Below are 26115 nucleotides of genomic sequence, written 5' to 3'. Positions count from 1 at the left end.
CTTTAGCATTTTTCTATAGGGCCTGAGTAATCTTTTGGACGGAAAGATGATCCACAACCACATGATACGATAGCATTCGGATTGTCTATACTAAACCCTCCACCCATCATGTTCTGTTTGGTCAAACGCCCTTAAAGGTTAGTGTATCAATGTTAAACGAGGTATTATTATTAGTTGATAGCGATTGTTAATCACGTTGAGGATTGTTATTCTTGACCTTCTTAGTCAATAATGTAATTAACTAAATCATACCCAACATTTGAGTATAATGCAAGAGATTTAAGCTTAATTAAGCAGGATTTGGAATCCAACCCATAGTAATTATACGTATACCTGACTGCAACAAATCAATACCTTCCACTTTATAACGGTTATTTAATATTTGATGTTCACTCATCATTTCAATTGATTGAGTTGCTTCATTATCTTGGACAATAACAGTGAGTTCATCTTGTAGAGTTACAATTTGATTGGTAGATAATGCTGTAGTGTTCTGATAAGCAATACAAGGAACTTCAACAGTAACCTCAGTAGGTTCTTCAATCCACACTTTATTGCCTAACCTATCATACTCATAGACGCCTTCTGTCATATAAGTAGATGTAATAATATTCTCCATAGGACGTATCAATGACTGATATTCATGACCACGCTTATTCTTAACATCAGAATATACAAGATATTTAATATCATCATAAGTGAATATATCCCCACGCTTAATTGGGAAATCAGTATGTGCTACTCTATCATCAAAGTTTACTTCCATTTTAGATATGCCACGACTAGATAACAATACTTTTCGTGGTGTAGTTTCAGCATTAAGATACATTGACGTACCAAATTCCTCTATCATTTCAATGAATGATTCTTCTATCATGTAATCACCACCCTTATTTATCAAACAACATGAATGTATTAGAGTTTAATTGTGCTTGTTCGTCTGTCCTTAACATTCTTATCTTATATTCCAATTGGTCAATCCTATTCTGAATGTTAGTAGCAAAGTCAGTCACAGACATATCCTCATGCTTTACATTCTTGAGTGTTTTAGGTGAGTTAGCAATTGATTCTAATACAGACAATGCAGAACGATATATATTACGCTTATTTGTAGCCGATTGAGGATTGTATTGTTCATGTGGAGATAGTTCATTCTCCTGTAAGTAGATAACCAATTCTGATTGATCTAGCTTCATTCCTTTTGTTTCCATTTCTAATCTTTGGATATTATTAATTGTGAAAACCTCCTTATTTTAGCCAATAAAAAAAGCCACCAATTATAGATGACTTAGGTTTGAAACGTATCATTATTTCACTTTATTATTTATACATTCTAAAATCGTCGCTTGTACCGTACATATTTACAATTATAAAAAATCCTAAGAATAATACGACGGGGATAATTGCTAATATAGTAGCTACCCAATTCATATTTTCATTCTTCTTTTTAGCGTCACTATAAGACGCTAGAATAATTAACGTTACTATTATTAAAAGGACAAAGATTAAGAATGAAGTCATAACACCCCTCCTATATTTTGCAAAGTTTCATAAAGGATAGTATGTCTATGGTGTCATGACTATTTTACCACAAACAACAATTTATTGATAGAATACTAAACAGATATAGTCATTATTGTTTTTTTCTGGGCGATACAAATTTGGTATGCTAGGGGTCAAACTTGCAATAGGGGGTTAGAATGTTATATAATCACTACAACCTATCTAATAGCCCCATATAGCTGTTTCCATGCGTTTACTCCACTTTCCCTACTACATATTCTCAACATGTGCATAACAGAACTCCCTAAATATCGCTGGCTTTTTCCAATCATCATAAAAATAAATTGGAAAATCAGATAATTAACTGCCCATAATCGTGGTTATGTTTACTAACTAATAGTAACCATGTATTTTTACCTAATTTATGGTAAATATCACTGTGATAATAAATAAATATATGTCCATATAATTACTCTTATATAGACATTGCTAAATTGTACCTAAATTACACTAGAATACAATGGCTCTTGTGTAAAATTATATTTTTCTAATTGAGAATCATTATCACTAACGTAACAGGCAAAAAAGTTTCAACATTACTTTTCCATCACTCTATCCTTGATAACTCTACACTTATCTTTAATTCAATACATTCAAATATCCATTAACAGCAAGCATGAAATATCGCTAGGTTTATTCCCCACTATCCTCTGGCTTACCACCCTCACTTGCCAAGCGTTCCAACTCACTCACCTTGTCAATGAAGCTTACATTATCCAATATAGATTCCTTACTGATTGAATCCATAGCATATAACTCTTTCATAATCTCAGTTAATTCCTTCATGTTCTTAGGCATGTTAGGACTGAATACGAACGACACTGATTCAAAGTCCTCATCATCAAACGTAACACCTTCCATCTCTAACACATCTCTCATTTTTTCTAATCTTAATTCAAATCCATCTTTAAGATACTTACTGTTCAAATTAGCTTTGATCAATGCCAAGTAGAAGATACTCTCAATGGCTACATCACCAACGTTACTGATTGTACTGCCACCATTCATCAACACGTTAGGTAAACTACTTATATCTCCCAATGCTGATTTTAACGTCCCATAGAGCTCCTTGAATGCTGAATGACTGAATGGATTGGTAACATACTTGAAGTCCCCGTCGTCATCTAATGCTAATCCTACACCATTATTTCCATGTTTCGGAATATTTACATTTGTGAGATTCTGACCAATACTAACAGGTGTACCCATGATATGTCTGTAATAGCCATCTACAGCTTTACTGAGTAAATGCTCCATTGAATCAATAATTGTTATGTAATCATTCAACTCACTGAACCCACGTGTACTATCCATTTCATTCTCTGTTTTATAGTGAATAGGTAATCCAGTAAAGTTAGGATATTGACTAACTAATGCTATATCTTCCCCTTGTGAATTATTGTATTTTCTGACCAATTCATCTGTATACACAACATAGTAGTCCGTATAATCACTATGATAGTATTGAATAAAGGCAATCATTTCGTTTGTTTCTGGTGAATATATAGGAAAAGCTTCACTAGGATCAATAATCTGGCTTAATACCTTCCCATTTTTATAATATACGTACTCAAACGTTTCCCCATAACGAATCATGTCATTGAGAATCTTATAGTCCGTTTTACTATATTTCCCCTTCTTGTATAAGCGATTAATCTCCTTAACAACATCTTCCTTACCTGCTAATTTAACTGGACTTCCACCTAACAAGAAATTCACGCTAAAATGTATAATTGTCTTAGCATAATTAAGTGTAATCCTCTCAACCTCAATATCTTGACCGTTAAATGTTTCATTAGGACGTGTATTAACCTTATGTAGATTCTTACCTAGATACTCTTTAATACCGACAATATCTCTTATGTGTGTTTGTGCAGAAACACGATTTACTTCTTCTTCTACAAACTTCTTAAACTGTCCATCATATCTACCATTTATATACTCTTGTAATTCCACTATATCAACCCTTTCTATCAATTTATGTGTCACTAAAACGCCCTAGAGCACAATTACAAACGACTTTGCGTACAGTTGTCTGTCTTGTTTCGTTCTAGGACGCTTATATGTACCACTTGTTACTGTCTTTGGCTAAATTGGCGAGTGCAGCACTAATAACTTTGTCATCATGATTACCCTCACCTTGCTTGTTACCCATCTTATTGTTCACATTCTGGTAGATTTGCATTTGTTGTAGCGTTTCCACGTCATTAATAAGGATATAACCTAACTCAAATGCTTCTTTAAACTTCTCCAATAACACTGGTTTACTTGTATGTGACGTGGTGAATCCTAACTGGCTACGTCGCTTACCCTTTTGGTCAAATAACTTCTCCTTATACAAGTTCATGTAGTGGTATTCATCACGTAATTTCTCGATAGCCACGATTCCTACGTTGTTACGTTCAATAGCACACATGGGTTGTCCATACCACATGAGTAAGTCATAGAGAACATCAACAAACTGATAAACTGGTAATTTGTTACTTCCAAATGAAGCGACTTCCACACCTTCCTCGTTAATGATTGTGATAGTACTTGCGTCACCGTTTCCAGAACCATGTGCCACGTCCACACCTGCATAATAATATTTGATCTTAGGATTGAACTCATGGAATATCTTTAACTCTTTACCTATGTACTTCTGCAAGCTATCAGGAACAACGTCTAACTCTTTCAATGGAATATCAGGCATAACATAATCAATACGCTCTAATACCTTCTCTTGTGAGAACACTGATTTATTTGTGCTTATAAATGACTGCATATCATTACTCGGAAATTCTTGAAAAAATTCCTCAATCTTCATATCCTGTAGCTTGTAATCTCTCCACATTAATTGCCTTAAATCAGCACCTTGTTCATGCAGACGCTTATCATCACCTTCTAAATCCCTCTTAGCCAATCGTTTACCATATTTAGCTCTATACCATTGCTCAGCTTCATCATATTCACCCTTCTTACTTTCACGATAAAATGGGTGATACCAAGGAACAAAGTAACTCTTATACTTAGAATTACCACGCTTAGCTTTCTGATATAACTCATAATAATAGTTACCGATACCATTAGAAGTTGTTTCAATACTGATACGACCATTATCTACAAGTGCCTGTTCAATGGATAATAGTTGTTCTTCCTGACTACCATTCCAGAACGCAAACTCTGATAAGTGCGCCCACGTTATACTCATACCACGTCCAATATCCTTGTACCCTGCGACAGTTGATACGATTCTTGACCCATTCCAAAACAGCAATTCTGACTTATTGTCACGTCTAGTTTCTGCAAACAGATCAGGGTATTTATCCCTCGGTAAATTATCATTCATAGATTTTAGTATGTTAAATAACGCTTTAGCACTATCACCCTCATAAGATACAATAATAATAGATTGGTTTTCCTTTGTAACAGCTTCAAACAAAGCTTTTGCAAGCATTAGAGTGGATATTCCTGCTCTACGTGCCTTATTTATGATTGTATACCTATTACTATCCATCAACTCAGTAAGCTCTTGCTGTGCCAAGTTTAGCTTCATAGGAACAGTTTCATTCTGCGTATTTACGATATAAATAAAGTTCTTAGCAAAGAGTTCGAACGATTGAGTTATTTTCTTTAACTTCTGTTTTGTTGTCAATGCGACCATTAATTATCACCCGATTCTTTATAATACTAATCCGTCATCTTCCACTGTTTCTTCCTTCTTAAATATATCCTTGACAATCTTGTTGTTGTCCTTGATTTCTTTTCTTAGTTGAAGAAAAAGTTTCACGTCCTTATCCTCGCCATTTTCCTTAGCACGACTTGAAACCAAATTATAAATATCTTCAAAGTCCTGAGTAGATTTATAGTCCAAATACAACTGTAGAAGTGCCTTATATTCGTGACTTCTCTCCCATGAAATAAAGCTATTCATAGTTTTCACTTCACACATTTTCATTAATTCTTCTTCCGTTTTCTTAGGAATACGTTGGTCATAGCGAATATCAAATTTCCACTTAAAGTATTCAGATTTTTTCCAACCAATTTGTCGTAAAGCGTCCTCCAATAAAAGCATTATCTATCACCAACCATTGATATTATTTTATTAGTAAAATTATTTAACTTCTCTTTAACAGTAATTGGTTTGTTTAAGTTATGTTGTGCCTGTACATGTAATTCTTCAAGTAGCATATATCTCTCAAGTTGCTTAGACCTATCTTTTATGATAATTTCTTTTTGATTTTCCATTGATTATCTCTCCTATTTTTGATTAGTTTTTGACAATAAAAAAAGCCCCTAACCTAAGTTAAGGACTTCTCTTTTCGCTTATATCGTTTTAGAAACTTTTTGACATCATTTTCTTTTTCTTTTTTAAATATTTCAATCTGATTGTGTGAACGGACTGGTGTATGGTAGAAACTAACCTTTTTACCAAGGTGTCTAGGGTTAGTGACTAGCAAGTAGTTCTCATTCAACGTAATCAAGATGTTTATGATTGTATCATTGCTAAAACCTAACCACTCTTTCATAGTATTGATGTTAATGAACGCTTCTTTTCTACCACCATTCGATAGCTTTAACATTAACAAGTAGACGGTCATCTCCTTAGACGACAAGCCAAGATCATTGTAAATGTAATCAACCATGTTGAAGTTTACTGGAATGTACCAATCCTCATTCTCATCAACTGGCTTATCTACATCTTGACCATTTTCATTCTTACCAATGTGTGTCTGTGGAACATCTGTAGCTTGTAACACAATGATATTATCTGCTTTAACCTTTCCATCATCATCTAACAAATAGCTCCAACGTGAAGGTTTATGTAGTTTAATAACACCTGCTTTAGACAATAACTTCAACAAATCTAACACTTGATGGTTACGTAACTTACTCTTGTAACCAATCTTAGTATACTCTTTCAACTCACCAATAGTTACACGAAACACATGATTCTCATAGTTCCCCTTCTGACTACCCATCATCTGATGTTGTCTAAATCTAAACAACTGAATATACAGATTCAAACCCTCTTCTTTACCCATTTGTTGAAAAACAGATTGCTTTCCACCTTCAAACCAATTGGACTTAACCTTCATACTTGACAATGCAAAATTATTTAATAACATATTCCGATTCTCCTTCTTTTAAAATAATATATAATAGACAACAACAGACAACAGCACATTGGTCTTGAACTTGACCTACTCTTTTGACTTTGAACTAAAGGTTTACAAGTAACTAACCATTGGGTAAAGTGGTACACTTGCACCAACGAATATTACTTTCATTTATTAATCTTATTAATTTAATTAATTATATACCTATATGGACACATTTCTACAACATAAACTGTCATTAAACTAACTATTTTACACATTTCTGCAATGGCGTTTATACACTAAAATAACTATAAACCTTTATATATAAAGGTTATTGGTTAATAATGCGACTTTATCTATATATACCTATTCATGCACATTTCTGCAATGGTAAAGAATGTTTCTATACCTATATACACACATTAATGCACGAGCACTGATATGAAACTGTATAATATACACAATATAATTAACTTTACAACATAAACCTTGTTATGTCAAGGTTATCAACGTTCCTATATACACACATTTCTGCAATGATTTACTTATTACTTTCCTCTTTATACTTATCTAAGCAATTTTGTAAAAGTGGCGACTTGCTATATAACGAAAAAGTACGACCTGACTTCGGATTAATCGCTACTGTCAACGGTACGATTCCTGAATTGTGATAAATATAATCACTCAATTTTTTACTGTAACAATAGAAAAGCATTTCATTTTTTACTATCATATATATTCTCCTTAACTAACTGTATATTTATAAAAATTCTTATTGGTCAATGCGAAACTGATTACACTGTCATTCAACTTATTCCCTTCATTACCCTGTACACGTCTACCTATGTTCTTGTATTCTTCTTGTAGAGAGAATGTATCTGTAGGCAATTTCAACTCTAATTCTAGTATCTCTGACAGTTCTGTAAGTGGTAATTCTGTTTGTAACTGACCTTTATCATCTAACTCTATATGACTATACAATTTATACTCTTTTATAAGATCATAATAATCTTGTATATCTGTTTCATTCAGTAGGTTAATTAATTCGTCATACCCTAATAGTTGTAGATAACGAGAATGGACTTCCTGAAAACGTTCGTCATAGTGACCTTTAAATCCAACGTCAATGGATAGTAAAACCATCTTTCCTAAAGTGGTAGATGGTAATGGTAAATCATATAGCGACCACATCATAATAGCTGTAGACATAGTAAATTTCTTGAAGTAATTATCTCTTGACACGTTCAAGATTGAGTTTAAGTTTGCAGATTCAGGATTTACGTGTCCACCTCTTCTGATACGTGTCACATGATTGTCAAAAACCTTTCCATCTGTCCATGCTAAATCAATGCCGAGTTTCTCTAATTCATTATCCTTGTCTTGAACATACATTGCTTCAAAGTCATAGAAATAATTGACCTTGTTACCTTTAACCTGTTCTTCAATCGTACAACCTATTAAACTATCAATATCATTGGTTAATACTGTTGCATATTGCTCATCTCCTGAACACCATTCAGGGAACATACCTCTTAATTTCTTATTCATAATTTATGTGAAAGAATCAATCTTCACATTTCCAACTTACTCGGCTAACTTCTTAGTATTCTTCCTGCCATTCCATGACCTTAGTTATGTTCAGCATTGCATTTTTATTTACTGAACGGTCAAGGAAATGGTTTATGATGTATTTTTCACATCTTCACCTCTACTTTCTGATTATGTTTTTAATTATTTATTATCTATATATTGTTTATACTTCTCAATCTTGTTGTCTGACATGGTACATTCATCTTTTTCATAGCGACTAATAAGTGACTGTGAACATGACAATATTTCCGACAACTCAAATTGGCTAATTTTCTTCCGTCTACGTTTGATTAGATAAATCTCCTTTTCATTCATTTCTTAAATAGCTCCTTGATTAAATTAACTAAGAGGATACCCACAATGGATACCCTCAAAGTTATTTATTTTTAATTATGCTACTGTAACAACACCAACAGCTTTAGGTGATTTAACAGCTAGTGTACTCTCTGCAACCACTTGACCTTTAACACTGTCACCAGTTTTAGCAAGTGGCTCAAATGAAGGTTCACGTAGGTAAGCTAGGTCTACATAGCTATCATTAAATACTGCAATCTTATCAGCAGGAACGTGCTTAGAAAGAATAAAGTTTACTACACCATAGTTAGTGTTTACACTGTCTGCGATAGCACCAAAGTTAGTAGTAACATGGTTGTAGTTGTAACGATCTTTGTAGATAGCGTCAATTTGCTCTTTAATATCAGCATTTACTAATGCGTAAATCTCACCAGTAGCTAAATCTTGATTCCAAAGTTTACGTGCCATTTCCTTAATCGTATCTTCTGTAACATCACCAGTAACAGCAACGTCATTTGTTTCATCTCCTAGAGAAATCAAGCCAGCCATCTTACGAATACCTGATACTGAACCATCATCTTTAACACCGTTGATTAGTGCTCTTTCCATATTTACCTTTAATTCAAGCAATCTATCAGCTACCTCTGAATCTAATTGACCTGATTTCATAGCTTGAGCCGAACCTGAGATAGATACACCTTTTTTGAAGATTTGAAGTACGTTGTTTAACTCACGTCTTGCACTAGCTGTAAATTCAGTTGTGTCTGCACCTTCCTCAGCAGAAATATCTTCATCATGTGACAAAGCTTTCTCTCTGAATGTGTAAATTGTAGAAGTTGCTTTCTCTACGCCTTTTGCCATTAATAAGCTTGTAAATGGTGTATTTTGTTGACCAATTTTAGCGATTTCCTGAGCCAATGAAATTTGTTCTGCGTTTGTAAAGTTATTTGATGTAAACATTTATATATTCTCCTCTAGCGTTAGGTCGCTACCCAATATTTTTGTGTTTTATGTATAATCAGTGACGAATAGCCACGTATTATTTGAATAAGCTTGCTAATTTACTTCCAATCATTCCTGAAACGTTACCTTCTTTTTCAAACTTGTCATATTCGTTATCTTTCAAGTGATTGTCTGGAACATAACCAGAATCTAACTTCACTTGTTTAACGATTTGACCTAGAGCTTCAACAACAGTATTCAATTCTTCCTCATTCTCCACTTTGATAACGTCTTTGAAAGCTGTTAAGCCACTCTTTTGTAATTCAAAGTCAACTTTCTGAGTAAAGAAATCTGCTTGTTGTTGTTCAAAGGCAATCTGTTCATCAGTTTTATCCTTTGGCTTATACTGTAAAAGATCATCACGCTCAGTAATAAGTGGATTCAACTCTTGTGTTTGCCATTCTGTCTTAGCGTTCTCCAATTGCTCCTGTACCTGTTCGGCTGTAAAAGTTTCTTGTGACATAATTCAAATCTCTCCTTTGATTAATTAAATTTAATTTGTAATGTGTTTCTAACAATAATTGGGTTGCTGTTATGTATACCTTTGTACTCAAAAACCACTGTATCCTTGTCTGTAGGTGTCACATAGTCGTAAAAGTAAACACCCACCTCTGACCGATTATCTTCATTAAGTTCAAATTGCTCAATAACTTCTTCGGTAGTGTCATAAATCGTTAAGGTTACATCAGTAGGGTCAACAGATTGACCTGTGATTGATTTAAAGTACACTTTCAACCTAACCGTATCTCCCGAATAAATCATTCAATCACCTCTATACTTGTTGGATTCTTAATATAAACCGTATGTGATTTATTCTTATCAATAAATGTCATAGATGGATTCTCAATTACACTCAAATAAGCCACAACTGGAATTGTAGCCACTGAGGAATTAATATCTAATTGTGTATGAATAGGATTGACAAAACTTAGTGCTTGCCTAGTGACAAATACTGGTTGTCGTATGATTTCTGTAACAACATTGCTACTTATCACATTAATATGACTAGAAATATGACGTATCTCTTTATTAGCCCCTGTCATGCTCACTACGACGTTTGAGTAGATTCGTGAAGAATTACCCTCGACATTTACTAGAGTGGACACATGACGATTACTAGAACCCAATATTGATGATAGGTGGCTATTTACTTCAACATTTATAGATTTTGGTGGTAATAATGGTAATTCAATTTCTAATTGAGAATGAATCTCATTTACATGTGAATTGACTTCTCTTGATTCCTGTTTAGATGGAATTTCAGGAGGTGTAGGAATACCTATTACTTGCAAATAAGGATAATCATTCATTGCCCAAACAGTATCAAAATCCCAACCTGCATATGTTGATTGATCTTGCATTTCTGCTGTTGTCTTACCTGTTCCACCATGTGATGTATCCATACCACTTGTTTCAATATCCCAATAAGAATTAGTTACATTATCAGAAGTTCCACCATTACCTATCAATCCACCAAAATACGTCGAATCTCCCTCAATTACCACACTTCCAGTTGAGTAAGAGTTTTTCACACTCGTGGAATCAGAAGCTAACATTCTTCCTATTAGTCCTCCACCAATACTTGCGTTGACATTTGCGTTAGAATAGCAATTTTCTACGTTACCAGCATATATATATCCACCTAATCCACCGACGTTGTTTACCCCACTTACTGTTCCAGTGGTATAACAGTTTGAAACAACACCGTCCCTTCCATTCCAATAACTAAACAAGATACCTGTATGATTATTACTACTTTCCGATAGAGCGTTTTCTACACCTAGATTTCTAATTTTAGCGTCACTCATATAACCAAATATACTGTTATAAGAATGATTTTGAATCGTAATATTTTTAATACTGTACCCTTTACCGTCAAAATCTCCACTAAATCGTTGACTTGAACTAGAGCCACCAATAGGTGTCCAATTACCCCATTCACTCATATCAATGTCATTGGCTAGTTCAAACGTTCCTGATTTATTATTCCTAACATTATGTAAATCCTGCGGTGTACGAATTAAGGTTGCCATTTAAACCAACCCCCTTATACTTTCACCTTTGGAACTTCAACGCTATGGACAATAGTAATTTGATCGTCTGCCTGCGTCATAGAAAATGGTTCAAATGCTTCAACAGAAAAATCTTCCGTATCACTAGACAATACTGATTGTGCGAATGTAACTGGTAACGTTAAATTACTATCTGACCCCTTAATCACCATTTCTAATTGCAATGTATCTGTGTCAGGAATAGTACTATAGATTTGATTACCCAAATCGTCCCAACCTGTTTGAACCTCTTTGGTAGGGTGAATCCATGTAAATCTGTCATCAGTTGCTATTGGACGATTTAATATCTGTTCTCCTGATTCATCTTGTAATTCAACTCTAGTAATAGTTTCAACAAGATGTGCTCGTATACTTTCATACGCCTTTTCTGTAATTTCTGCCATAATTATCTCTCCTCTCTTTCAAATACTGTTAATCTCGTATCAATGCTTTCAACTTTAGTATTAACATTTTCCATACGTGAAGATAATACATCTAATGTCACTGTTGTTTTTGCCAAATGATTCATTAATTTATCTTCTCGTTGTTTTGCTTCTTTTCGACTATCCATAAATAGCCATATAAATAGTAATGCGAATACACCTTGAGAAATCCATATATCAATTGGAACACTTGCTAAATCCACATTTATCCACCTCCTTGAATCAGGTAATATATATGAGTAATAAATATGAGTAAAAAAAATAAAAGAGTAGCCAAATTAATGACTACTCAATCAAAAAGTAGAGGTCAAGACGTGAATCTCGACCAAGGTTTATAATTTAAGGAGGATAACAATAAAATACGATTCTATTATTATCAGGGTAACAAGCCCCTGTAAATATTCAATAAATTTGAATACTTAAAGCGAATTGTTACACACCTATTAAGAAACATATCACCTAAAGCGTTACATCTCTATATTTCCTAACTCTTCCCCTAATGACTATTATCTCACGAACTCTGATAAGCCATATGACACCTAGCTTTACAATGGTTATTACAGAAAATGAAACGCCCCTCACTTACCTATTCCCCTAATGTACTTTATCTCGACCATTAAATAACTACCTATTAGTCAATGGTAGCAACACATTTAAGAGTTCACTTAAAACTATGTCACACCCATCAGAAACTTTCTTCCCCTAATGTGGTATTATCTCGACCATTAAATTTAACTGTCATAACCTTAGACATATCAACGGTTCTCACGATTTTTTAAAATATATGTTAAGCTCTATACATTTCCTTCCCTAAATGACTATTATCTCAGTGAATAAAATAACTATCTTTAACCCAGTGATACCAACTGATTCCACGTTTCTGATTTTTTATTTCCGTACGAACACACCTTATTAAGAAACATAAGTCCAATTGTATGACGATTACACTCTACCATTAGGGAACTTATCTTTCATACCCTAAACGTTGTTATATCAACACATTTGAAAACTGTCACCTTACACAAAACGAACTTACCTACTAAGAAACATAAATCCTATTTGTCCACATTTCCCTTCACTATATCAATCATAATAACAAGCGAATCTTCAACACTGAAAAGCATTGGTATGATTAAGGTAATAGCATGTTTCAATTTCGCTACTCTCTTTCTCGCTATACATCCATCCTATTAAGAAACATAACCATTTCATTGTCGTTTCCCTTCAACTATATCTAATTAACCTGAGCAACTACAACTCAATGGTGTCAATGGATTTCACGATTCTCTAAATCAAACATGACTTCTTTCCTCTAATGTCTATTAACGCAGACATCAAATATAACGTCTGCAACCATTACCTTAGTTGATCTAAGAGTACTTGTAGTAAAAAAATCTAGCAATCTTGATTTGAATATATTCAATGGTAAAGTTTCTCTCTCCACTATATCTAATTAACCACAAAGCCCAAACCTCTTGTGGCAGTGGGGGTTTAGAGTTTTTCTAAACTTCTAGTTGTGTTCCCTGACCACCATTTCCATTCTCTCTTCGTTATATCTAATTAACCACACGTCGTATAACAATTGGGAGAGTAGGGGTTTAGCGTTTCTTTAAATAGGTAGCACTACTATTAAGATAAATATCATCCTATTTCGCTAGTTTTTTATATTTAACCTATAGAGCTAGTTATCTTCCAATACGGACTTCACATGACCTAATCTGAACGCTTAAGTTTCAATAATGAATAATCCCCTTCAAAACAAAGAAACGCCTGTAAAGTGGTTCTCAGACGTTTAAAGAGTAATTATTATATTATTTTAAAAGATTGTTTAATTCACCTAAACTATTCTGCACTTTTGATAACTCAGGAAGAATAACCCTATATACACCTAATGCGAACTGTATCAATTCTTCATCAGATTTCTCTTTCCTATTAGGGTAAACAGTTCCATATAAATCCTTACACTCTTGAAGCAAATCTTTTGTCAAGTCGTTAAATTGAAAACCAGAGTTTTTAGTGCTATCAGTATTTGTACTTTCAATAACATTTTCCAGTCCTTCATCTTTGTAAAGTTTTTCAATAATCTCTAGTACTTCTTTAACCTTATCCTCTTTTAATACCAATGGTAAATCATCAGGTATAATTAATCTTTTCATTTTTCATGCCTCCTTTAAAAGTTTATTGAATAGATTATCTCTATTATAACACGTTATCTGAATATTCCCTATACTATATATAGTATAAACTCGGGTGTATTGCTATATTTTTTAATATCACCTTTTATTCAAATTATGAATAGGAGAAAACTCATCATGGCTTTTCCTCATCTGCTTCGTATCCATTTGAATATAACGTTGCATAGTTGATTGATCTGACCAACCACCCATTTTCTGCAACGTATAAGGGTCAACGCCTGCTTTAACCATCTCAGTTGCCCAAGTATGCCTGTAAGTGTGAGCTGTGACACGTTTCTTCCTAGGGTCAATCCCTGCCTTTTCAGCGTAATATTTTAAACGTTTATTGAATTGATTCTTACCTAGTGGTTCCCCATAAGATGATAAAAATAATCTTTGTGTTTTGAAGTGTTCTTTATTTTCTTGTATTAAGTGTAAAATTAATTTAGTAACATGACTGGATATTGGTACTAACAAAGCTTTTCTACCCTTTGCTTTATCAGCAGGTATATTAATAAATCTTGATTGAAAATCAATATTCTCTACCTTCAAGTCAATTAAAGAATTAATTCTCAAACCTGAATCTAACAATATATTCATCATGACATAATCTCTAAAACCAACATAATCCTTTTGATTTGGTTGACGCAGAATTTCTTTTACTTCTTCAATAGTAAAACCTGAATGAACATTATCCTTATCTTGTTTAATCAACTTTACCTTTTCAATAGGGTTTACTTCTAAATAATCCTCTCGGTATAGATAATTAATTATCGCTTTTAACACCCTTAAATTTATATTAATTGTTGTATCTGATAAGCCAATTGATTGATTTTCCGAACTAATATACTTATGACCACTATATTTTTGCTTATCATATTTCATGTAATTAATATAGTTACGAAATACATTAGCTTCTAAATCATTAACATATTCAATTTCATAATTCTCATGTAGCCACTTTGTGAAGTAGCCCCACATCTTATGATAATCTTTTATTGTTCTCTCTCGTACACCTTCAACTCTTTTTCCACTGACAACAATGTCAATAGCTTGTTCAAATGTTAGTTTTGGATAATCCTTACTTGAACCAATCCTACCTACTACACGTTTTTTACGGATATGCTTAGCCATAACAAAAAACCTCCCTAGTTTTTTTACATTTAACTAAGAAGGTTTCTGAATTAACAATCCTTAAACACACTATTTAGGGTTGTTTTTAATCTAAACAAGGATTAACAATTACCATTTTTACTACCAAATTAACAACCCATCAATTTTGATACACATTAACAAGGATTGATTTCCCCTGAGTAATCTTTTGGACGGAAAGATGATCCACAACCACATGATACGATAGCATTCGGATTATCTATACTAAACCCTCCACCCATCATGTTCTGTTTGAAATCTATTGTTGTTCCTTCTATTAATGGGATATCTTGGTTTGAAAGAATAACTGGGATGCCATTAATTGTTTGAACGACTTCTAATTCCTCATTCACAATCGTATCAAAACCTAAAGAATAAGATAAACCACTGCATCCCCCTCCTTGAAGGGTAAAACGCAAGTTTACATCCGCTTCTTCTTCTGCCTGCATCATCTCTATGATTTGGGTCTTTGCGTTATCTGTTAATATAATGCTCATTCAATTGGCCTCCTTTTAATTTAACTAAATATTGCTTATAATAATTATACAAACTAGATGGAGAATATACAATACATCTGTTTTGATTGTTTCCTTATATCAACTATATAATGAAGCGATTTCATTATAACACTAATTTCTAGTTATTTTCATTTTACAAATTCATCATACAAGGGTACAATATAATTAAATGAGAACGATTCTTAATGTTTTCTTCTAATTTTTTATTGCTGTATTTTTTAATATACACGGGAAAGGAGAAATTTTCATGCAGGAACAAGTACAAGAAGTTTTAAACAAACTACGCCCATTCTTACTTAGAGATGGTGGCGACGTAGAACTAATAGATGTGGACGAGGAAGGTATTGTTCTCCTTCGTCTAATGGGTGCATGTGGTAACTGCCCAAGCTCAACCATTACTTTAAAAGCTGGTATCGAGCGTGCACTAATGGCAGAAGTACCTGGCGTTAGAGAAATCGAACAAGTATTTTAATAGAATTTACGAAAAGACAGAGCTATTGCTCTGTCTTTTTTTTATTTTGGTTTAAGTTCAAGCTTTTTGTAGATATTTTAACCATTAAAAATATGAAGATTAAATTGAGCTTCAACATACTTATTTATTCAAAGCCAATCTACTTCGACTAAACCATAAGAGGTCTTATTTATGCCTACCTTTTCATAAAAATTTTGGAGCCTTACCTCGTAATTTGCTTGCAGCTCAATTAATCGGTATAAGGTTTTAAAATGTTCATTTGTGGTATTCTCATGTAAGCAATCTTCTATAACGTCAAACAAATGAATGGGATAAAGTAATCTTGCATAAAGTAATCTTAAACTAAAAATGGATAGTGGTCTGACATTTTGATAATCAGTTAAGAATTCATGTACTTGATGATCAGAATAATTATTTAAAAACAGAAAACGAATATATTCTGCCAAATCTCTTACAGGATGATCATAAACAAATTGATCAGGCCAAATAACTTCGTCAAGTGAATCTTTATAAAAACGTAAAAATGTCACTGTCCCTTGGTCTGACTCTAAATAGCGAGTTTCCTCTTCTTCTGTTTCACTTAGGTATTGTATTGCATTTTCGCTCATACCTATAATGTACGGGAGAATTTGTACAAGAATATCGTTTCGAGGACTTCCAGCTGTTTTTGAAAATGCGAGAATACTTTCTTCTATATATGTTAACTTTTGTATCCATAGCTTTTTCCATTCACCATAACTTGAAATAGATTTTGGTTCATATGGATACGAGCTGCCAAGTTTATGGAGTGTAGCCAAACTAGTACCTAACTGTTCACTGTCTGACACAAGTTCATGTACTTCATAAACAAAGAATCTCTCCCCATTCACATCAGAAAACCAAGATTCATTTAGATTCTTTATCGGTAAAGCGACTTGTTTATACCCATTTTCAGCTAGATAATACGCAATAACCGTCTGTTCCATGTGAATAGTTTCAATATTTTCGACATTAGTGGTAAAATAAAACAAACCATTGGATAGGTAACCTTTTCTTTCTTTAATCGTTAGCTGTTCTTCCAATGCAAGTCCATAGAATTTATCTAAAAGTTGCTTGTAAGACAAAAGTATACCTCCTCTTCGAAATGTATATCTATATAAGCATATGTACGAATAAGAGGTTTCTTAACAAATTCTTTTAAAAAAGGTGATGTAAATGAGTAAACATGTAGATATTGATGTTTTAGAAAAGAAAGCCAGATCTTTATTAAAAGAACGTGGAGTGAAATTAGAAGATATAGCAGAGCTTGTTTTTTATCTTCAATCGAGTTACCATGTAGAACTTTCAATGGATGAATGTCGTCATAATGTCGATCGAGTGCTATCGAAACGTGAGGTTCAAAACGCTGTAATTACAGGGATTGAACTGGATATCCTAGCAGAAAAGAAAATGCTTAGTGAGCCACTTCAAGAAACAATTGCATCTGACGAAAGTTTATATGGAGTAGACGAGATTATTGCTCTATCCATTGTGAACGTGTATGGTTCGATTGGTTTAACGAATTATGGTTATATTGACAAACAAAAGCCAGGTATTTTAAAACGCTTAAATGACAAATCCACTGGGGAAGTTCATACTTTCCTCGACGATATTGTCGGTGCAGTCGCCGCAGCAGCATCAAGTCGCCTAGCACATTCTACAGAAGATCATGCAGATATAGTAGATTAAAACCACGTAAACAACCTAAACAAAAAACCAACACGTATTCCTTTCTAATCGAATACGAGTTGGTTTTTATTTAGGCTATGTTAAAACTTTTCTATCTGGCATTATTAGTTAATAAATCAGAAGAGCCATATCAGCTTCGGAAATATACGAAGACTCCTGCGGGAGGAAAGGCAACGGTGAGATCCCGCAGCACGCTTGCGTGCGAGGAAGCTCACCAGCCGCCCGCGGAAAGCGTAGTATATTTCCGAAGCGGGTTTTTCCTCTTAAAAACTTCGAACTTTTACATAGTCATAATAAAATATACTTACTCTACACTAGGAGCTTTAATTAGCCACTTACAAACTTGGGCACCTGTAGTGATATAATTTTGTGGAATTACTTCACTTGAATCAAACAGGTTATTATATATCGTCTTCTCATTTTTACATACCTGACGATAATGGTATGCGATATTAGAAATCGGACAGTTAAAATTTGTTAATTTGAAGTCGCCCTCTGGCGTTTCCTCAATTTCGACCATATAGCCTTTATTATTTTGTAATTGTACAAGTGTTTTAATCTTTTCTTCAAAATTCTCTGCTTCTGCAAGTTGTTCCCTAAGTTCTTCTTCTTCCCTTAGCCTTCTTTGGTCTAACAAAGCATGAACAGCATCAGGTCCTTGGAGTTCTGCTAAATCATCAAGTAATTCTACAGGAAGGCTTTCGTATTGATTTGGAAACAAACCATGGCCCTTTTTTGTTAATTCGTAGGTATAATACGGACGACCAATTTTTTGTTTCTGTGCATGTTTTTCTATAATAGCTTGTTTTTCCATTTCCGTAAGATGCTTTCGGATAGCAGGTTCGGAAATAGAAAAGAATTCCTTGATCTCTTCAAAAGTAATTCCAGAATGTTTCTTTATAAGCATGAGCAGTTGATCTTTGGTTGTTTTTGTACTTATCATTTTTCTCACCTTTTTTCAATCATTTATACGCTCTAAAATGCTTGGAATCTTCTTAGATCGAATATAGAATGTTGTATTTACTCTTTATCTGGGATAAAGGCATTTGCCACCCCTAATTCATTGTTCAAATACGTATTAATTTTTGTGCGGAATGTTTTTAATGTCTCATGATATTCTCTAAGATTTGCTTCTAGACGAACATGGTCTACAGCTTGATACTCTGTAACAAGTTCTTTCCGTATTCCAATAAATGCTTTATACGTTCCTTCTTCTTCTTTAGGTATTACTTTTTCATCTACAAGAATATCAATGATGTCTTCGTAACTTCCTGGGTCACGCATGATAAAACCATCAATCATCATATTTCCTACATCAAGTGTCGATTCGATTAATACATGTGCAATTCTTTCTAATGCTAATTTATCCGTATTCGAGTTAAATTCATTTGTTTCGAACGTGTTTAGTAATTGATCCATATATGCTAAAATTTCCTCAATTTTTTTTCGGTCAATAAAGTACATATGTCTTCTCCTCCATTGTCTTCTATAGTTAATGATATCACATTTGTTATGAAATTAAAGAAAAAGATGCTATAGTAAAGTTAAGTAAATTCTTGAGGGGAGGAATTAAAATAGATAATGTAATTTTAGATATGGATGCAACGGCAATAGCCGAAAAGTTACGAAAAAAAGAATTAACAAGTGTTGAAGTTGTAAAAGCATATATTAATCATATCGAGAAAGTAAACCCACAAATAAACGCCCTCATCGAAAATCGATTTGACGAAGCTTTACTAGAAGCTGAGCAATTTGATTTAGAAAATCAATCCAGTTCTAAACGTAAAGGCTCACTGGCTGGAGTCCCAATAAGTGTAAAAGAAGCATTCAATGTTGCAAATATGAAAACTACTGGTGGTCTTGAGCATCGACAAGATTTAATCGCAAGAGAAGATGCCACCGTTATTACTAAATTGAAAAATGAAGGAGCAATTATCCTAGGGAAAACAAATACCCCTGCACTTTCCTTCTGTCAAGAAACTGATAATAAATTATATGGCCGAACAAATAACCCATGGGATCTAAATCGAACGGCTGGTGGTTCTACAGGTGGAGAAGGAGCGTTACTCGCAACTGGTGGTGCTGCGGTAGGACTTGGTTCTGATATTGGAGGATCTATACGTTTTCCAGCTCACTTTAATGGTGTCGTAGGTTTTAAACCAGGTAAAGAACAAGTTTCAGGAGAAGGCCATTTTCCAGAAGTAACTCATTCTTTACAACAACGAATGTTCGCTATTGGACCATTAGGGAAATCAGTAAGAGATATGGAACTAATGCATCAAATTATTTCTGATAAAAGAAGTTCAACAACTTCTTTAGAGGAATATAAGATAGAAATTTTATCTGATCGTGTGAATTATCCACTTTCGGAACATACAAAGAAATGCATAAGCTCTATTGAGGCTTTCTTAGATCAGTTAATTTATACGAAGCGAGGCGTACCACCTTTATTCGATGAAAGTGCTCTCTTGTGGCAAGAAATGATGTCAGCTGACGGAAGTGCGCTTATCGAGCAGGAAGCATATAATAATGATCGTTCAAATGTATTCCAATCATTTCTAAAGGAAAAACTAACGCAAAGAACAAAAGTACATCCTTACTTATCATGGGCAATTATTGGTTCTAAAATGTTTAAACCATCTAAAAGAAGAATTAAAGAAATTGAAGAAATAATTCTACAAGGTGATGAATGGATTTCTGATTACTTACGAAACCGCCTACTTGTATTCCCTGTCTATCATACGGGAGCTCTTCCTCATGGTGAAGTATTTAAAGAAATTTTCTCAATAAAGAAAACCTTCCTGGAATATATGCCTTATACTGCATATGCAAATGTATGGGGATTACCATCATTGACCTTACCAATTGGGAAAGATGAAAATAATATGCCAATAAGTATTCAAATTATTAGTGCAAGCGGTAATGAATCAGCTATCTTTCGATTGGGTAAAATTATCGAAAAGAAATTCCGTGGGTACCAACGTTGTAAAAGGTTCGACTAAGCTCTTTAGGTAGCTTACAACCTTTTTCTAAATAAATTTTAAATGCTTATACAACTAAAAAGCATAGTTGTTCAGAAACACATGAACAACTATGCTTTATTTTGTTACTTTTTTTAATACAAAATAGGCGCAGCCAAAATTGCAATACTCTAGAAGATAATCTTCTAGTGTGCTTATTTTAGCATCAATTGGAGCTTTTGCATTACGATCCTGATAAAATCCACGCATGCGCAACTGGTCATATCCCCAGTCACCAACTATATAATCATATTTCCCTAAAATATCGGAATATCGTTCGTTAATTGCATCTTCTTGAAAACCCTCTTTAACATCTTCAATAATTTCATATTGCTTACCATTTAACTCAAACAATCGCTTCCACCCCCAGTATTCCTTTATATAGTTTACCATATGTATGAAAAGAGTGAAATATTTCTGCGTATGTTTTTCATTGCTTTATGCAAACTAAACGCAATAGGATTTTAAATCAAATATTTTTATCTTATGATGGAGGTAATTTCAGTGCTTGTCAGAAGCCTATTCAGTATATTAATTGCTGCATTTTTTTTATATTCAACGGCAAACGAAACTTATGCGGAAGAATCAGATATACATGAAATAAGAAAAGCATTATTTCTAAAGAACGAAGCTGTTACTTCTATTCCCTGGTACTATTTTGCAGCGATTGATAATTATGAACGGAACAAGCAAACTGCAACTGGAGAAGAACCAATATTATCGATTACTTTTTCAGAAAGTGAATGGTATGGAATAGGTAACCATGTTAGCAATTCACATCCGGATATTATAGGACTATTTCAAGGAATAGGTCAAGATGGGAATGGAGATGGAATTGCTGATTTAAACGATGCGGAAGATGTGTTATATACTCTGGGAATGCAAATTCTCAAAGAAGGTTTAACAAGAGAAGATATAAAAATATTCTTGTGGAAGCATTATCAAAGAGATTTATCTGTAAAGTCGATCATGAATACTGCAAGAGTTTTTCAGTACTTCGATGATATATATTTAACAGATCGAGCGTTTCCAGTAGATACAAATTATAATTATAGTTACCGAAATACATGGGGTGATCGCAGAGGTTATGGAGGACTCAGAATTCATGAAGGAACCGATATTTTTGCTGGTTATGGAACTCCTATTCACTCCACGACTTATGGTGTAGTTGAGATGATGGGCTGGAATAGATACGGTGGTTGGAGAATCGGGATTCGTGACATCTATAATATTTATCATTATTATGCACATATGAGTGGATTTAAGGAAGATTTAGAAGTTGGCCAAATTGTTAAGCCTGGAGATGTCTTAGGTAGTGTCGGTTCAACTGGTTATGGTCCACCAGGGACTTCAGGAAAGTTTCCCCCACATTTACATTATGGAATGTACAAAGATGATGGACGGAATGAATGGTCTTTTGATCCATACCCCTATTTAAGAAAATGGGAAAAAATGAGTAAAGAAAAATAGAGCCCAGTCATTGAGCTCTATTTTTTCTTGCTATATTTTGTTATTCCATCACTTTTGACTTTCTTTGGTTAATGCGATGAATAATCAATCCAATAGCAATGATCAATGCCAACGTTATAAGAAGTGGTAATACAACTAAATCCAAGATTCCAATTAGTAAATATCCTACAATTGAAACACTAGCAACAATTAGTGCATACGGCAACTGAGTAAGAACATGATCAATATGATTCGCTCCTGCCCCTGTCGCTGAAAGGATCGTCGTATCTGAAATTGGGGAACAATGATCCCCAAATACTGCTCCTGCTAAAACAGCTGCAAGTGATGGTAAAAGCATATTCGTATCTATTGTCATTGCTACTTCAGCAGCTATCGGTAACATAATTGTAAATGTTCCCCAAGAAGTCCCTGTGGATAAAGCCATTAACCCAGCAATAATAAAGAATAATACTGGTAGGAACGCCGCCCCTATAGATGCGCCATTTAAAAGTTCTGCTAAATATGCGCCAGTCTCAAGGTTCGAGATAATAGAACCAATCATCCAAGCTAGAATTAAAATGTATATAGCGGGCATCATTGACTTCGTACCTTCTATAAGAACTGTACCCATCTCAGCTTTTGGTTTACTCTGTGATAGAAAAATAACTAGACCTGTTAATACTGCTGTCAATCCACCAATGAATAATGACAGATTTACATCTGTATTAGCAAACATAGAAAGGATGGAGACTTCACCTTCTGTTGCATTTGCACCAGTTATTAACATTGAAGTTACAGTCACAACTATTAAAACAACAATTGGAAGAATAAGATGATATATTTTCCCCTTGCTATGTGCTGTAATCGCATCACTTAAATCACCAGGTACTTTACTGTTTTCTGGATCTATTAAGTCCCCAGTCTCTATAGCACGTTGCTCATGCGTCTTCATTGGTCCTATATCTGCTTTAAAATAAGCAACAATAAACACCATCAGAATAGCTGAAATTGCATATAAATTCATTGGTATCATTTGAACAAATGCTTCAATCGGCTGAATGGTAGTAATTCCATTTGCGATAAATATAGATCCAAGAACACCTATAATATATGCTCCCCAACTTGATACAGGGGATAATACAGTAATTGGAGCCGCAGATGAATCAATAATATAAGCTAACTTGGCTCGAGAAATCTTTTGCCTATCCGTTAATGGTCTTGCTATTTGTCCAACTGATAAACTACTGAAGTAATCATCGATGAAAATTATAATACCAAGTACTGCAGTCATTAACTGGGCACCGGTTCTTGTTTTAACTCGTTTTAACATCCATTCACCAAATGCTCTGCTTCCACCAGATGCTTGGAGAAATGCTGTCATGATTCCTAGTAATAATAAAAATAAAAGCAATAAGATATTACCTAGATTAACCGCGCCATCATCAATAAATATCCCATAAAACACTAGCCATATTTCTTGTAATGAATCCAATACCGCAAATTCGTGAATAAAGAAAGCACCTAACACTATCCCAATCCCTAAAGAAAGCAGTACTCTTTTTGTAACAATAACTAAAATCAGCATAACTAATGCGGGTATAACTGAATAAAACGTACCTATCATAGTGTCTCACCTCCCAAAATAATATACTAGATTATTCACCTCCATGCAAATTATTTTGAAAATCTTCTCTAGGGACAGCAATCGATGGTCCCATACCGCCACCATAAAATTCTGGAACTTCTCCCATGATAGCTCCACCATCAATATAAATATCTGAAGTAACAGTAGTTACCTCTGAAGTAAAAGGAATGATGATTTGTACATCTGCTTCTACATGTAAATAAAAGGAGACCCAAGCACTGTTGATTCCAAATTCAGAGCGATCTGGAACAATGTTCGTTCTCACCGTTCCAATTACCTCTAGATTTATCGGGATACGTGGGCCTAAATTAGCTAAGACAGTATTTCCAGTCACTTGACCAAGCGGAATTTCAATGAGTGTTGGATCTTCCAGTATTCTTTCTTCTGCTCCATCGGGATAATCATACAATTCATTTCCCGAAGAATCATGCGTAATCGGATCACCATGGTTAATTCTCGCAAAGAATTCCTCCACGCGATTTGTTGCCTGACGATTTATCTCATTAATAGCAGAAAAGTTTGGCCTGTAAACTGCGACATTTCCACCATTATCATATGTAATATTGGCAATATCATTAAAATCATATTCTTCCGCAAAACGAACGGCAGCGTTAATCCCTCTAGTGGCATATGCAGTTGTTTTTTCTTTTGCAATTTCCATGAGAGTCGGCTTAATTCCTCGATCAATAATAATAATACTTGCACCGACACAAAGAATGAAGATAATAATCGTAAATAGCAATATTCGTTGGCCTGGAGGTGATAATAGTCGTTTTTTTCTCAATACAAAAACCCCCTCAAGCTATGTTTATGCATAACTCAAAGGGGTTAGAATACTTGTTTACTTCTTAATCACACCTGTGATAGTAACATTTAAACTTGTACCAAGATCAATATCATATGGCTCTTTTAATGCTTGGCCTTCTTCTTCAATAATACGAACAATCGGACGATCTGCTAAACCAGAATTTTGTTCTATTACTATCCCGACACGCTTATCATGTAAAACTACAGTTAATCCTACAGGATATGCAATGATACTTTTTCGAAATGCTTCAACTATCTTGATATCGAATAGTGTTGCAGCACCAGCATAAATTAGTTCCAACCCTTCATGTGGTAACATGGCATCCCGATAGACACGATTACTCGTTACTGCATCGAAAACGTCTGCAATCGCAATAATTTTAGCTTGCAGGAGGATATCGTCTCCTTTTATTGCTCTAGGATAACCAGATCCGTCTAATCGCTCATGATGCTGGTAGGCACAATGTGCAATGACAGAAGAATATTCCATTTGCTCTCTTAAAAAATTATACCCAAGTTCCGCATGTTTTTTTATAATGAGAAAATCTTGCTCTGTAAGCTTCTCTTTTTTGTTTAAAATGCTAGGATCAATAAATATTTTACCAATATCATGTAGAATTGCTCCAACTGCAAGTTCTTTTATTTTTTCTGCAGGTAAATTTAATTTTAATCCAATAGAAGTGGAGTAAATCGCCACATTTAAAGAATGTTGAAAGATGTAATCATCCGAGATATAAATATCGGTTAGTAATGAAACGGATTTCTTTTTTACTAATATACTATCGACAATATTTCCAGCGATGTCGCGAAATTCAATATATTTATCGTCTAATAAATAAGATCTAGTCTCTGAATGACTTGCTTTTCCTATTTTTGTAAATGTATCTTTAATTGTTTTCGAAGCATGCATTCTTAATTTCTCTGGAATAATTGGTTCGACATCTACGTCCTTCGTAAACTCATCCTCTATGTATATGTATGTAATTCCTTGTTGAATCAGTCTTTTAAGCATACTCTTATTTATTTCAATGCCTCTAGCCAATAATACGTTGCCACGTTCATTATATATAGATTGCGCTAGCTTCGTACCAGGCTCGATGAATTTAGTTGCTGCTAGCCTCATAGTTTTGCCCCTTTAATAACAAAT

The 26115-nt window shown here is 34.1% G+C and carries 30 protein-coding genes and 1 pseudogene; 5 read left to right on the top strand and 26 right to left on the bottom strand.

Annotated elements, in window-relative coordinates; genetic code table 11:
* Positions 1 to 2 precede the first annotated feature (2 nt).
* From ACXYMZ_RS08420 to ACXYMZ_RS08380, 9 genes and pseudogenes are all read right to left on the bottom strand, one after another.
* Positions 3 to 119 (bottom strand): annotated as a pseudogene (locus tag ACXYMZ_RS08420) (HesB/IscA family protein); the annotation flags it as partial.
* Positions 120 to 289: 170 nt separating this feature from the next.
* Positions 290 to 877, bottom strand: a complete 588-nt coding sequence (locus tag ACXYMZ_RS08415; RefSeq protein WP_458947950.1) for a hypothetical protein — start codon at positions 875 to 877, stop codon at positions 290 to 292.
* Positions 878 to 890: 13 nt separating this feature from the next.
* Positions 891 to 1211: a hypothetical protein gene (locus ACXYMZ_RS08410; protein ID WP_458947949.1), complete on the bottom strand. Its 321-nt coding sequence runs from the start codon at positions 1209 to 1211 to the stop codon at positions 891 to 893.
* 109 nt (positions 1212 to 1320) lie between these two features.
* Positions 1321 to 1521, bottom strand: coding sequence for a hypothetical protein (locus tag ACXYMZ_RS08405; RefSeq protein WP_458947948.1), 201 nt, complete (start codon positions 1519 to 1521; stop codon positions 1321 to 1323).
* 675 nt (positions 1522 to 2196) lie between these two features.
* Positions 2197 to 3519 carry a phage portal protein gene (locus tag ACXYMZ_RS08400; RefSeq protein WP_458947947.1) on the bottom strand — a complete coding sequence of 441 codons (1323 nt, stop codon included), beginning with the start codon at positions 3517 to 3519 and terminating at the stop codon, positions 2197 to 2199.
* Positions 3520 to 3622: 103 nt separating this feature from the next.
* Positions 3623 to 5206 (bottom strand): DNA packaging protein, encoded by a 1584-nt coding sequence (locus ACXYMZ_RS08395; RefSeq protein ID WP_458947946.1) that lies wholly within the window; start codon positions 5204 to 5206, stop codon positions 3623 to 3625.
* Between the two features lie 18 nt (positions 5207 to 5224).
* Positions 5225 to 5617, bottom strand: coding sequence for a hypothetical protein (locus ACXYMZ_RS08390; protein WP_458947945.1), 393 nt, complete (start codon positions 5615 to 5617; stop codon positions 5225 to 5227).
* Entirely contained in the window at positions 5617 to 5790 is a 174-nt protein-coding gene (locus ACXYMZ_RS08385) for a hypothetical protein (protein WP_458947944.1), read from the bottom strand. Before ACXYMZ_RS08385 ends, ACXYMZ_RS08390 begins: the two co-directional genes overlap by 1 nt.
* 53 nt (positions 5791 to 5843) lie before the next feature.
* A complete protein-coding gene (locus ACXYMZ_RS08380) occupies positions 5844 to 6671 on the bottom strand; it encodes a helix-turn-helix domain-containing protein (protein ID WP_458947943.1) in 828 nt (275 codons plus the stop codon).
* A 509-nt stretch (positions 6672 to 7180) separates the two neighbouring features.
* On the opposite strand from ACXYMZ_RS08380, the gene ACXYMZ_RS08375 reads away from it, so the two are divergent.
* Positions 7181 to 7315, top strand: coding sequence for a hypothetical protein (locus tag ACXYMZ_RS08375; protein WP_458947942.1), 135 nt, complete (start codon positions 7181 to 7183; stop codon positions 7313 to 7315).
* Between the two features lie 73 nt (positions 7316 to 7388).
* Here ACXYMZ_RS08375 and ACXYMZ_RS08370 read toward each other — a convergent pair whose 3' ends face one another.
* The 10 genes from ACXYMZ_RS08370 to ACXYMZ_RS08325 all read right to left on the bottom strand — a co-directional run bounded on the left by ACXYMZ_RS08370 (position 7389) and on the right by ACXYMZ_RS08325 (position 15847).
* The gene (locus tag ACXYMZ_RS08370) at positions 7389 to 8192 is read right to left on the bottom strand and encodes a hypothetical protein (protein ID WP_458947941.1); all 804 of its coding nucleotides are present in this window, start codon (positions 8190 to 8192) and stop codon (positions 7389 to 7391) included.
* Between the two features lie 432 nt (positions 8193 to 8624).
* Complete coding sequence (locus ACXYMZ_RS08365) at positions 8625 to 9488, bottom strand: SU10 major capsid protein (RefSeq protein ID WP_458947940.1); 864 nt, start codon at positions 9486 to 9488, stop codon at positions 8625 to 8627.
* A gap of 79 nt (positions 9489 to 9567) precedes the next feature.
* Complete coding sequence (locus ACXYMZ_RS08360; protein ID WP_458947939.1) at positions 9568 to 9993, bottom strand: hypothetical protein; 426 nt, start codon at positions 9991 to 9993, stop codon at positions 9568 to 9570.
* A gap of 20 nt (positions 9994 to 10013) precedes the next feature.
* Positions 10014 to 10259 (bottom strand): hypothetical protein, encoded by a 246-nt coding sequence (locus ACXYMZ_RS08355; RefSeq protein ID WP_458948172.1) that lies wholly within the window; start codon positions 10257 to 10259, stop codon positions 10014 to 10016.
* Positions 10260 to 10288: 29 nt separating this feature from the next.
* Positions 10289 to 11563 carry a GLUG motif-containing protein gene (locus ACXYMZ_RS08350; RefSeq protein WP_458947938.1) on the bottom strand — a complete coding sequence of 425 codons (1275 nt, stop codon included), beginning with the start codon at positions 11561 to 11563 and terminating at the stop codon, positions 10289 to 10291.
* Positions 11564 to 11577: 14 nt separating this feature from the next.
* A complete protein-coding gene (locus tag ACXYMZ_RS08345) occupies positions 11578 to 11985 on the bottom strand; it encodes a hypothetical protein (protein WP_458947937.1) in 408 nt (135 codons plus the stop codon).
* 2 nt (positions 11986 to 11987) lie between these two features.
* On the bottom strand, positions 11988 to 12227 hold the full coding sequence (locus tag ACXYMZ_RS08340; protein ID WP_458947936.1) for a BhlA/UviB family holin-like peptide: 240 nt from the start codon (positions 12225 to 12227) through the stop codon (positions 11988 to 11990).
* A gap of 1608 nt (positions 12228 to 13835) precedes the next feature.
* Positions 13836 to 14180 carry a hypothetical protein gene (locus ACXYMZ_RS08335; RefSeq protein ID WP_458947935.1) on the bottom strand — a complete coding sequence of 115 codons (345 nt, stop codon included), beginning with the start codon at positions 14178 to 14180 and terminating at the stop codon, positions 13836 to 13838.
* 117 nt (positions 14181 to 14297) lie between these two features.
* On the bottom strand, positions 14298 to 15332 hold the full coding sequence (locus ACXYMZ_RS08330) for a tyrosine-type recombinase/integrase (protein WP_458947934.1): 1035 nt from the start codon (positions 15330 to 15332) through the stop codon (positions 14298 to 14300).
* Positions 15333 to 15487: 155 nt separating this feature from the next.
* Complete coding sequence (locus ACXYMZ_RS08325) at positions 15488 to 15847, bottom strand: HesB/IscA family protein (RefSeq protein ID WP_458947933.1); 360 nt, start codon at positions 15845 to 15847, stop codon at positions 15488 to 15490.
* Positions 15848 to 16115: 268 nt separating this feature from the next.
* Between ACXYMZ_RS08325 and ACXYMZ_RS08320 the strand changes: the two genes are divergently transcribed.
* On the top strand, positions 16116 to 16340 hold the full coding sequence (locus tag ACXYMZ_RS08320) for a NifU family protein (protein ID WP_458947932.1): 225 nt from the start codon (positions 16116 to 16118) through the stop codon (positions 16338 to 16340).
* A gap of 128 nt (positions 16341 to 16468) precedes the next feature.
* On the opposite strand, the gene ACXYMZ_RS08315 is transcribed toward ACXYMZ_RS08320, so the two are convergent.
* Positions 16469 to 17443 carry a protein kinase family protein gene (locus tag ACXYMZ_RS08315; protein WP_458947931.1) on the bottom strand — a complete coding sequence of 325 codons (975 nt, stop codon included), beginning with the start codon at positions 17441 to 17443 and terminating at the stop codon, positions 16469 to 16471.
* 91 nt (positions 17444 to 17534) lie between these two features.
* Between ACXYMZ_RS08315 and ACXYMZ_RS08310 the strand changes: the two genes are divergently transcribed.
* On the top strand, positions 17535 to 18047 hold the full coding sequence (locus ACXYMZ_RS08310) for a phosphatidylglycerophosphatase A family protein (RefSeq protein ID WP_458947930.1): 513 nt from the start codon (positions 17535 to 17537) through the stop codon (positions 18045 to 18047).
* 304 nt (positions 18048 to 18351) lie between these two features.
* Here ACXYMZ_RS08310 and ACXYMZ_RS08305 read toward each other — a convergent pair whose 3' ends face one another.
* Both ACXYMZ_RS08305 and ACXYMZ_RS08300 read right to left on the bottom strand, forming a co-directional pair.
* Positions 18352 to 18990, bottom strand: a complete 639-nt coding sequence (locus ACXYMZ_RS08305) for a helix-turn-helix transcriptional regulator (RefSeq protein ID WP_458947929.1) — start codon at positions 18988 to 18990, stop codon at positions 18352 to 18354.
* Between the two features lie 77 nt (positions 18991 to 19067).
* Positions 19068 to 19511 (bottom strand): DUF86 domain-containing protein, encoded by a 444-nt coding sequence (locus tag ACXYMZ_RS08300; RefSeq protein WP_458947928.1) that lies wholly within the window; start codon positions 19509 to 19511, stop codon positions 19068 to 19070.
* Positions 19512 to 19642: 131 nt separating this feature from the next.
* Between ACXYMZ_RS08300 and ACXYMZ_RS08295 the strand changes: the two genes are divergently transcribed.
* A complete protein-coding gene (locus tag ACXYMZ_RS08295; protein WP_458947927.1) occupies positions 19643 to 21049 on the top strand; it encodes an amidase in 1407 nt (468 codons plus the stop codon).
* 96 nt (positions 21050 to 21145) lie between these two features.
* On the opposite strand, the gene ACXYMZ_RS08290 is transcribed toward ACXYMZ_RS08295, so the two are convergent.
* Positions 21146 to 21421: a YutD family protein gene (locus tag ACXYMZ_RS08290; protein ID WP_458947926.1), complete on the bottom strand. Its 276-nt coding sequence runs from the start codon at positions 21419 to 21421 to the stop codon at positions 21146 to 21148.
* A gap of 150 nt (positions 21422 to 21571) precedes the next feature.
* On the opposite strand from ACXYMZ_RS08290, the gene ACXYMZ_RS08285 reads away from it, so the two are divergent.
* A complete protein-coding gene (locus tag ACXYMZ_RS08285; RefSeq protein ID WP_458947925.1) occupies positions 21572 to 22537 on the top strand; it encodes a M23 family metallopeptidase in 966 nt (321 codons plus the stop codon).
* Positions 22538 to 22577: 40 nt separating this feature from the next.
* Here ACXYMZ_RS08285 and ACXYMZ_RS08280 read toward each other — a convergent pair whose 3' ends face one another.
* From ACXYMZ_RS08280 to ACXYMZ_RS08270, 3 genes are read right to left on the bottom strand one after another with little or no spacing between them, the layout of a single operon-like run.
* Entirely contained in the window at positions 22578 to 24140 is a 1563-nt protein-coding gene (locus tag ACXYMZ_RS08280) for a Na+/H+ antiporter NhaC family protein (RefSeq protein ID WP_458947924.1), read from the bottom strand.
* Between the two features lie 31 nt (positions 24141 to 24171).
* Complete coding sequence (gene yunB, locus ACXYMZ_RS08275; protein ID WP_458947923.1) at positions 24172 to 24945, bottom strand: sporulation protein YunB; 774 nt, start codon at positions 24943 to 24945, stop codon at positions 24172 to 24174.
* Positions 24946 to 25002: 57 nt separating this feature from the next.
* Complete coding sequence (locus ACXYMZ_RS08270) at positions 25003 to 26091, bottom strand: HD-GYP domain-containing protein (RefSeq protein ID WP_458947922.1); 1089 nt, start codon at positions 26089 to 26091, stop codon at positions 25003 to 25005.
* Positions 26092 to 26115 lie beyond the last annotated feature (24 nt).

The sequence above is a fragment of the Oceanobacillus sp. CAU 1775 genome (assembly GCF_054482815.1).
Note: the sequence above shows the minus strand (reverse complement) of the source record. Positions and strands in the feature narration are given on the sequence as shown.

Excerpts from the sequence above, each read along its gene's own strand:
- ACXYMZ_RS08375 (WP_458947942.1), top strand. The coding sequence starts at position 7,181 with ATGATTTACTTATTACTTTCCTCTTTATACTTATCTAAGCAATTTTGT.
- ACXYMZ_RS08385 (WP_458947944.1), bottom strand. The coding sequence starts at position 5,790 with ATGGAAAATCAAAAAGAAATTATCATAAAAGATAGGTCTAAGCAACTT.
- ACXYMZ_RS08370 (WP_458947941.1), bottom strand. The coding sequence starts at position 8,192 with ATGAATAAGAAATTAAGAGGTATGTTCCCTGAATGGTGTTCAGGAGAT.
- ACXYMZ_RS08305 (WP_458947929.1), bottom strand. The coding sequence starts at position 18,990 with ATGATAAGTACAAAAACAACCAAAGATCAACTGCTCATGCTTATAAAG.
- ACXYMZ_RS08350 (WP_458947938.1), bottom strand. The coding sequence starts at position 11,563 with ATGGCAACCTTAATTCGTACACCGCAGGATTTACATAATGTTAGGAAT.
- ACXYMZ_RS08360 (WP_458947939.1), bottom strand. The coding sequence starts at position 9,993 with ATGTCACAAGAAACTTTTACAGCCGAACAGGTACAGGAGCAATTGGAG.
- ACXYMZ_RS08390 (WP_458947945.1), bottom strand. The coding sequence starts at position 5,617 with ATGCTTTTATTGGAGGACGCTTTACGACAAATTGGTTGGAAAAAATCT.
- ACXYMZ_RS08415 (WP_458947950.1), bottom strand. The coding sequence starts at position 877 with ATGATAGAAGAATCATTCATTGAAATGATAGAGGAATTTGGTACGTCA.
- ACXYMZ_RS08365 (WP_458947940.1), bottom strand. The coding sequence starts at position 9,488 with ATGTTTACATCAAATAACTTTACAAACGCAGAACAAATTTCATTGGCT.
- ACXYMZ_RS08270 (WP_458947922.1), bottom strand. The coding sequence starts at position 26,091 with ATGAGGCTAGCAGCAACTAAATTCATCGAGCCTGGTACGAAGCTAGCG.
- ACXYMZ_RS08310 (WP_458947930.1), top strand. The coding sequence starts at position 17,535 with ATGAGTAAACATGTAGATATTGATGTTTTAGAAAAGAAAGCCAGATCT.
- ACXYMZ_RS08410 (WP_458947949.1), bottom strand. The coding sequence starts at position 1,211 with ATGGAAACAAAAGGAATGAAGCTAGATCAATCAGAATTGGTTATCTAC.
- ACXYMZ_RS08380 (WP_458947943.1), bottom strand. The coding sequence starts at position 6,671 with ATGTTATTAAATAATTTTGCATTGTCAAGTATGAAGGTTAAGTCCAAT.
- ACXYMZ_RS08405 (WP_458947948.1), bottom strand. The coding sequence starts at position 1,521 with ATGACTTCATTCTTAATCTTTGTCCTTTTAATAATAGTAACGTTAATT.
- ACXYMZ_RS08280 (WP_458947924.1), bottom strand. The coding sequence starts at position 24,140 with ATGATAGGTACGTTTTATTCAGTTATACCCGCATTAGTTATGCTGATT.
- ACXYMZ_RS08300 (WP_458947928.1), bottom strand. The coding sequence starts at position 19,511 with ATGTACTTTATTGACCGAAAAAAAATTGAGGAAATTTTAGCATATATG.
- ACXYMZ_RS08395 (WP_458947946.1), bottom strand. The coding sequence starts at position 5,206 with ATGGTCGCATTGACAACAAAACAGAAGTTAAAGAAAATAACTCAATCG.
- ACXYMZ_RS08325 (WP_458947933.1), bottom strand. The coding sequence starts at position 15,847 with ATGAGCATTATATTAACAGATAACGCAAAGACCCAAATCATAGAGATG.
- ACXYMZ_RS08335 (WP_458947935.1), bottom strand. The coding sequence starts at position 14,180 with ATGAAAAGATTAATTATACCTGATGATTTACCATTGGTATTAAAAGAG.
- ACXYMZ_RS08345 (WP_458947937.1), bottom strand. The coding sequence starts at position 11,985 with ATGGCAGAAATTACAGAAAAGGCGTATGAAAGTATACGAGCACATCTT.
- ACXYMZ_RS08330 (WP_458947934.1), bottom strand. The coding sequence starts at position 15,332 with ATGGCTAAGCATATCCGTAAAAAACGTGTAGTAGGTAGGATTGGTTCA.
- ACXYMZ_RS08295 (WP_458947927.1), top strand. The coding sequence starts at position 19,643 with ATGGATGCAACGGCAATAGCCGAAAAGTTACGAAAAAAAGAATTAACA.
- ACXYMZ_RS08320 (WP_458947932.1), top strand. The coding sequence starts at position 16,116 with ATGCAGGAACAAGTACAAGAAGTTTTAAACAAACTACGCCCATTCTTA.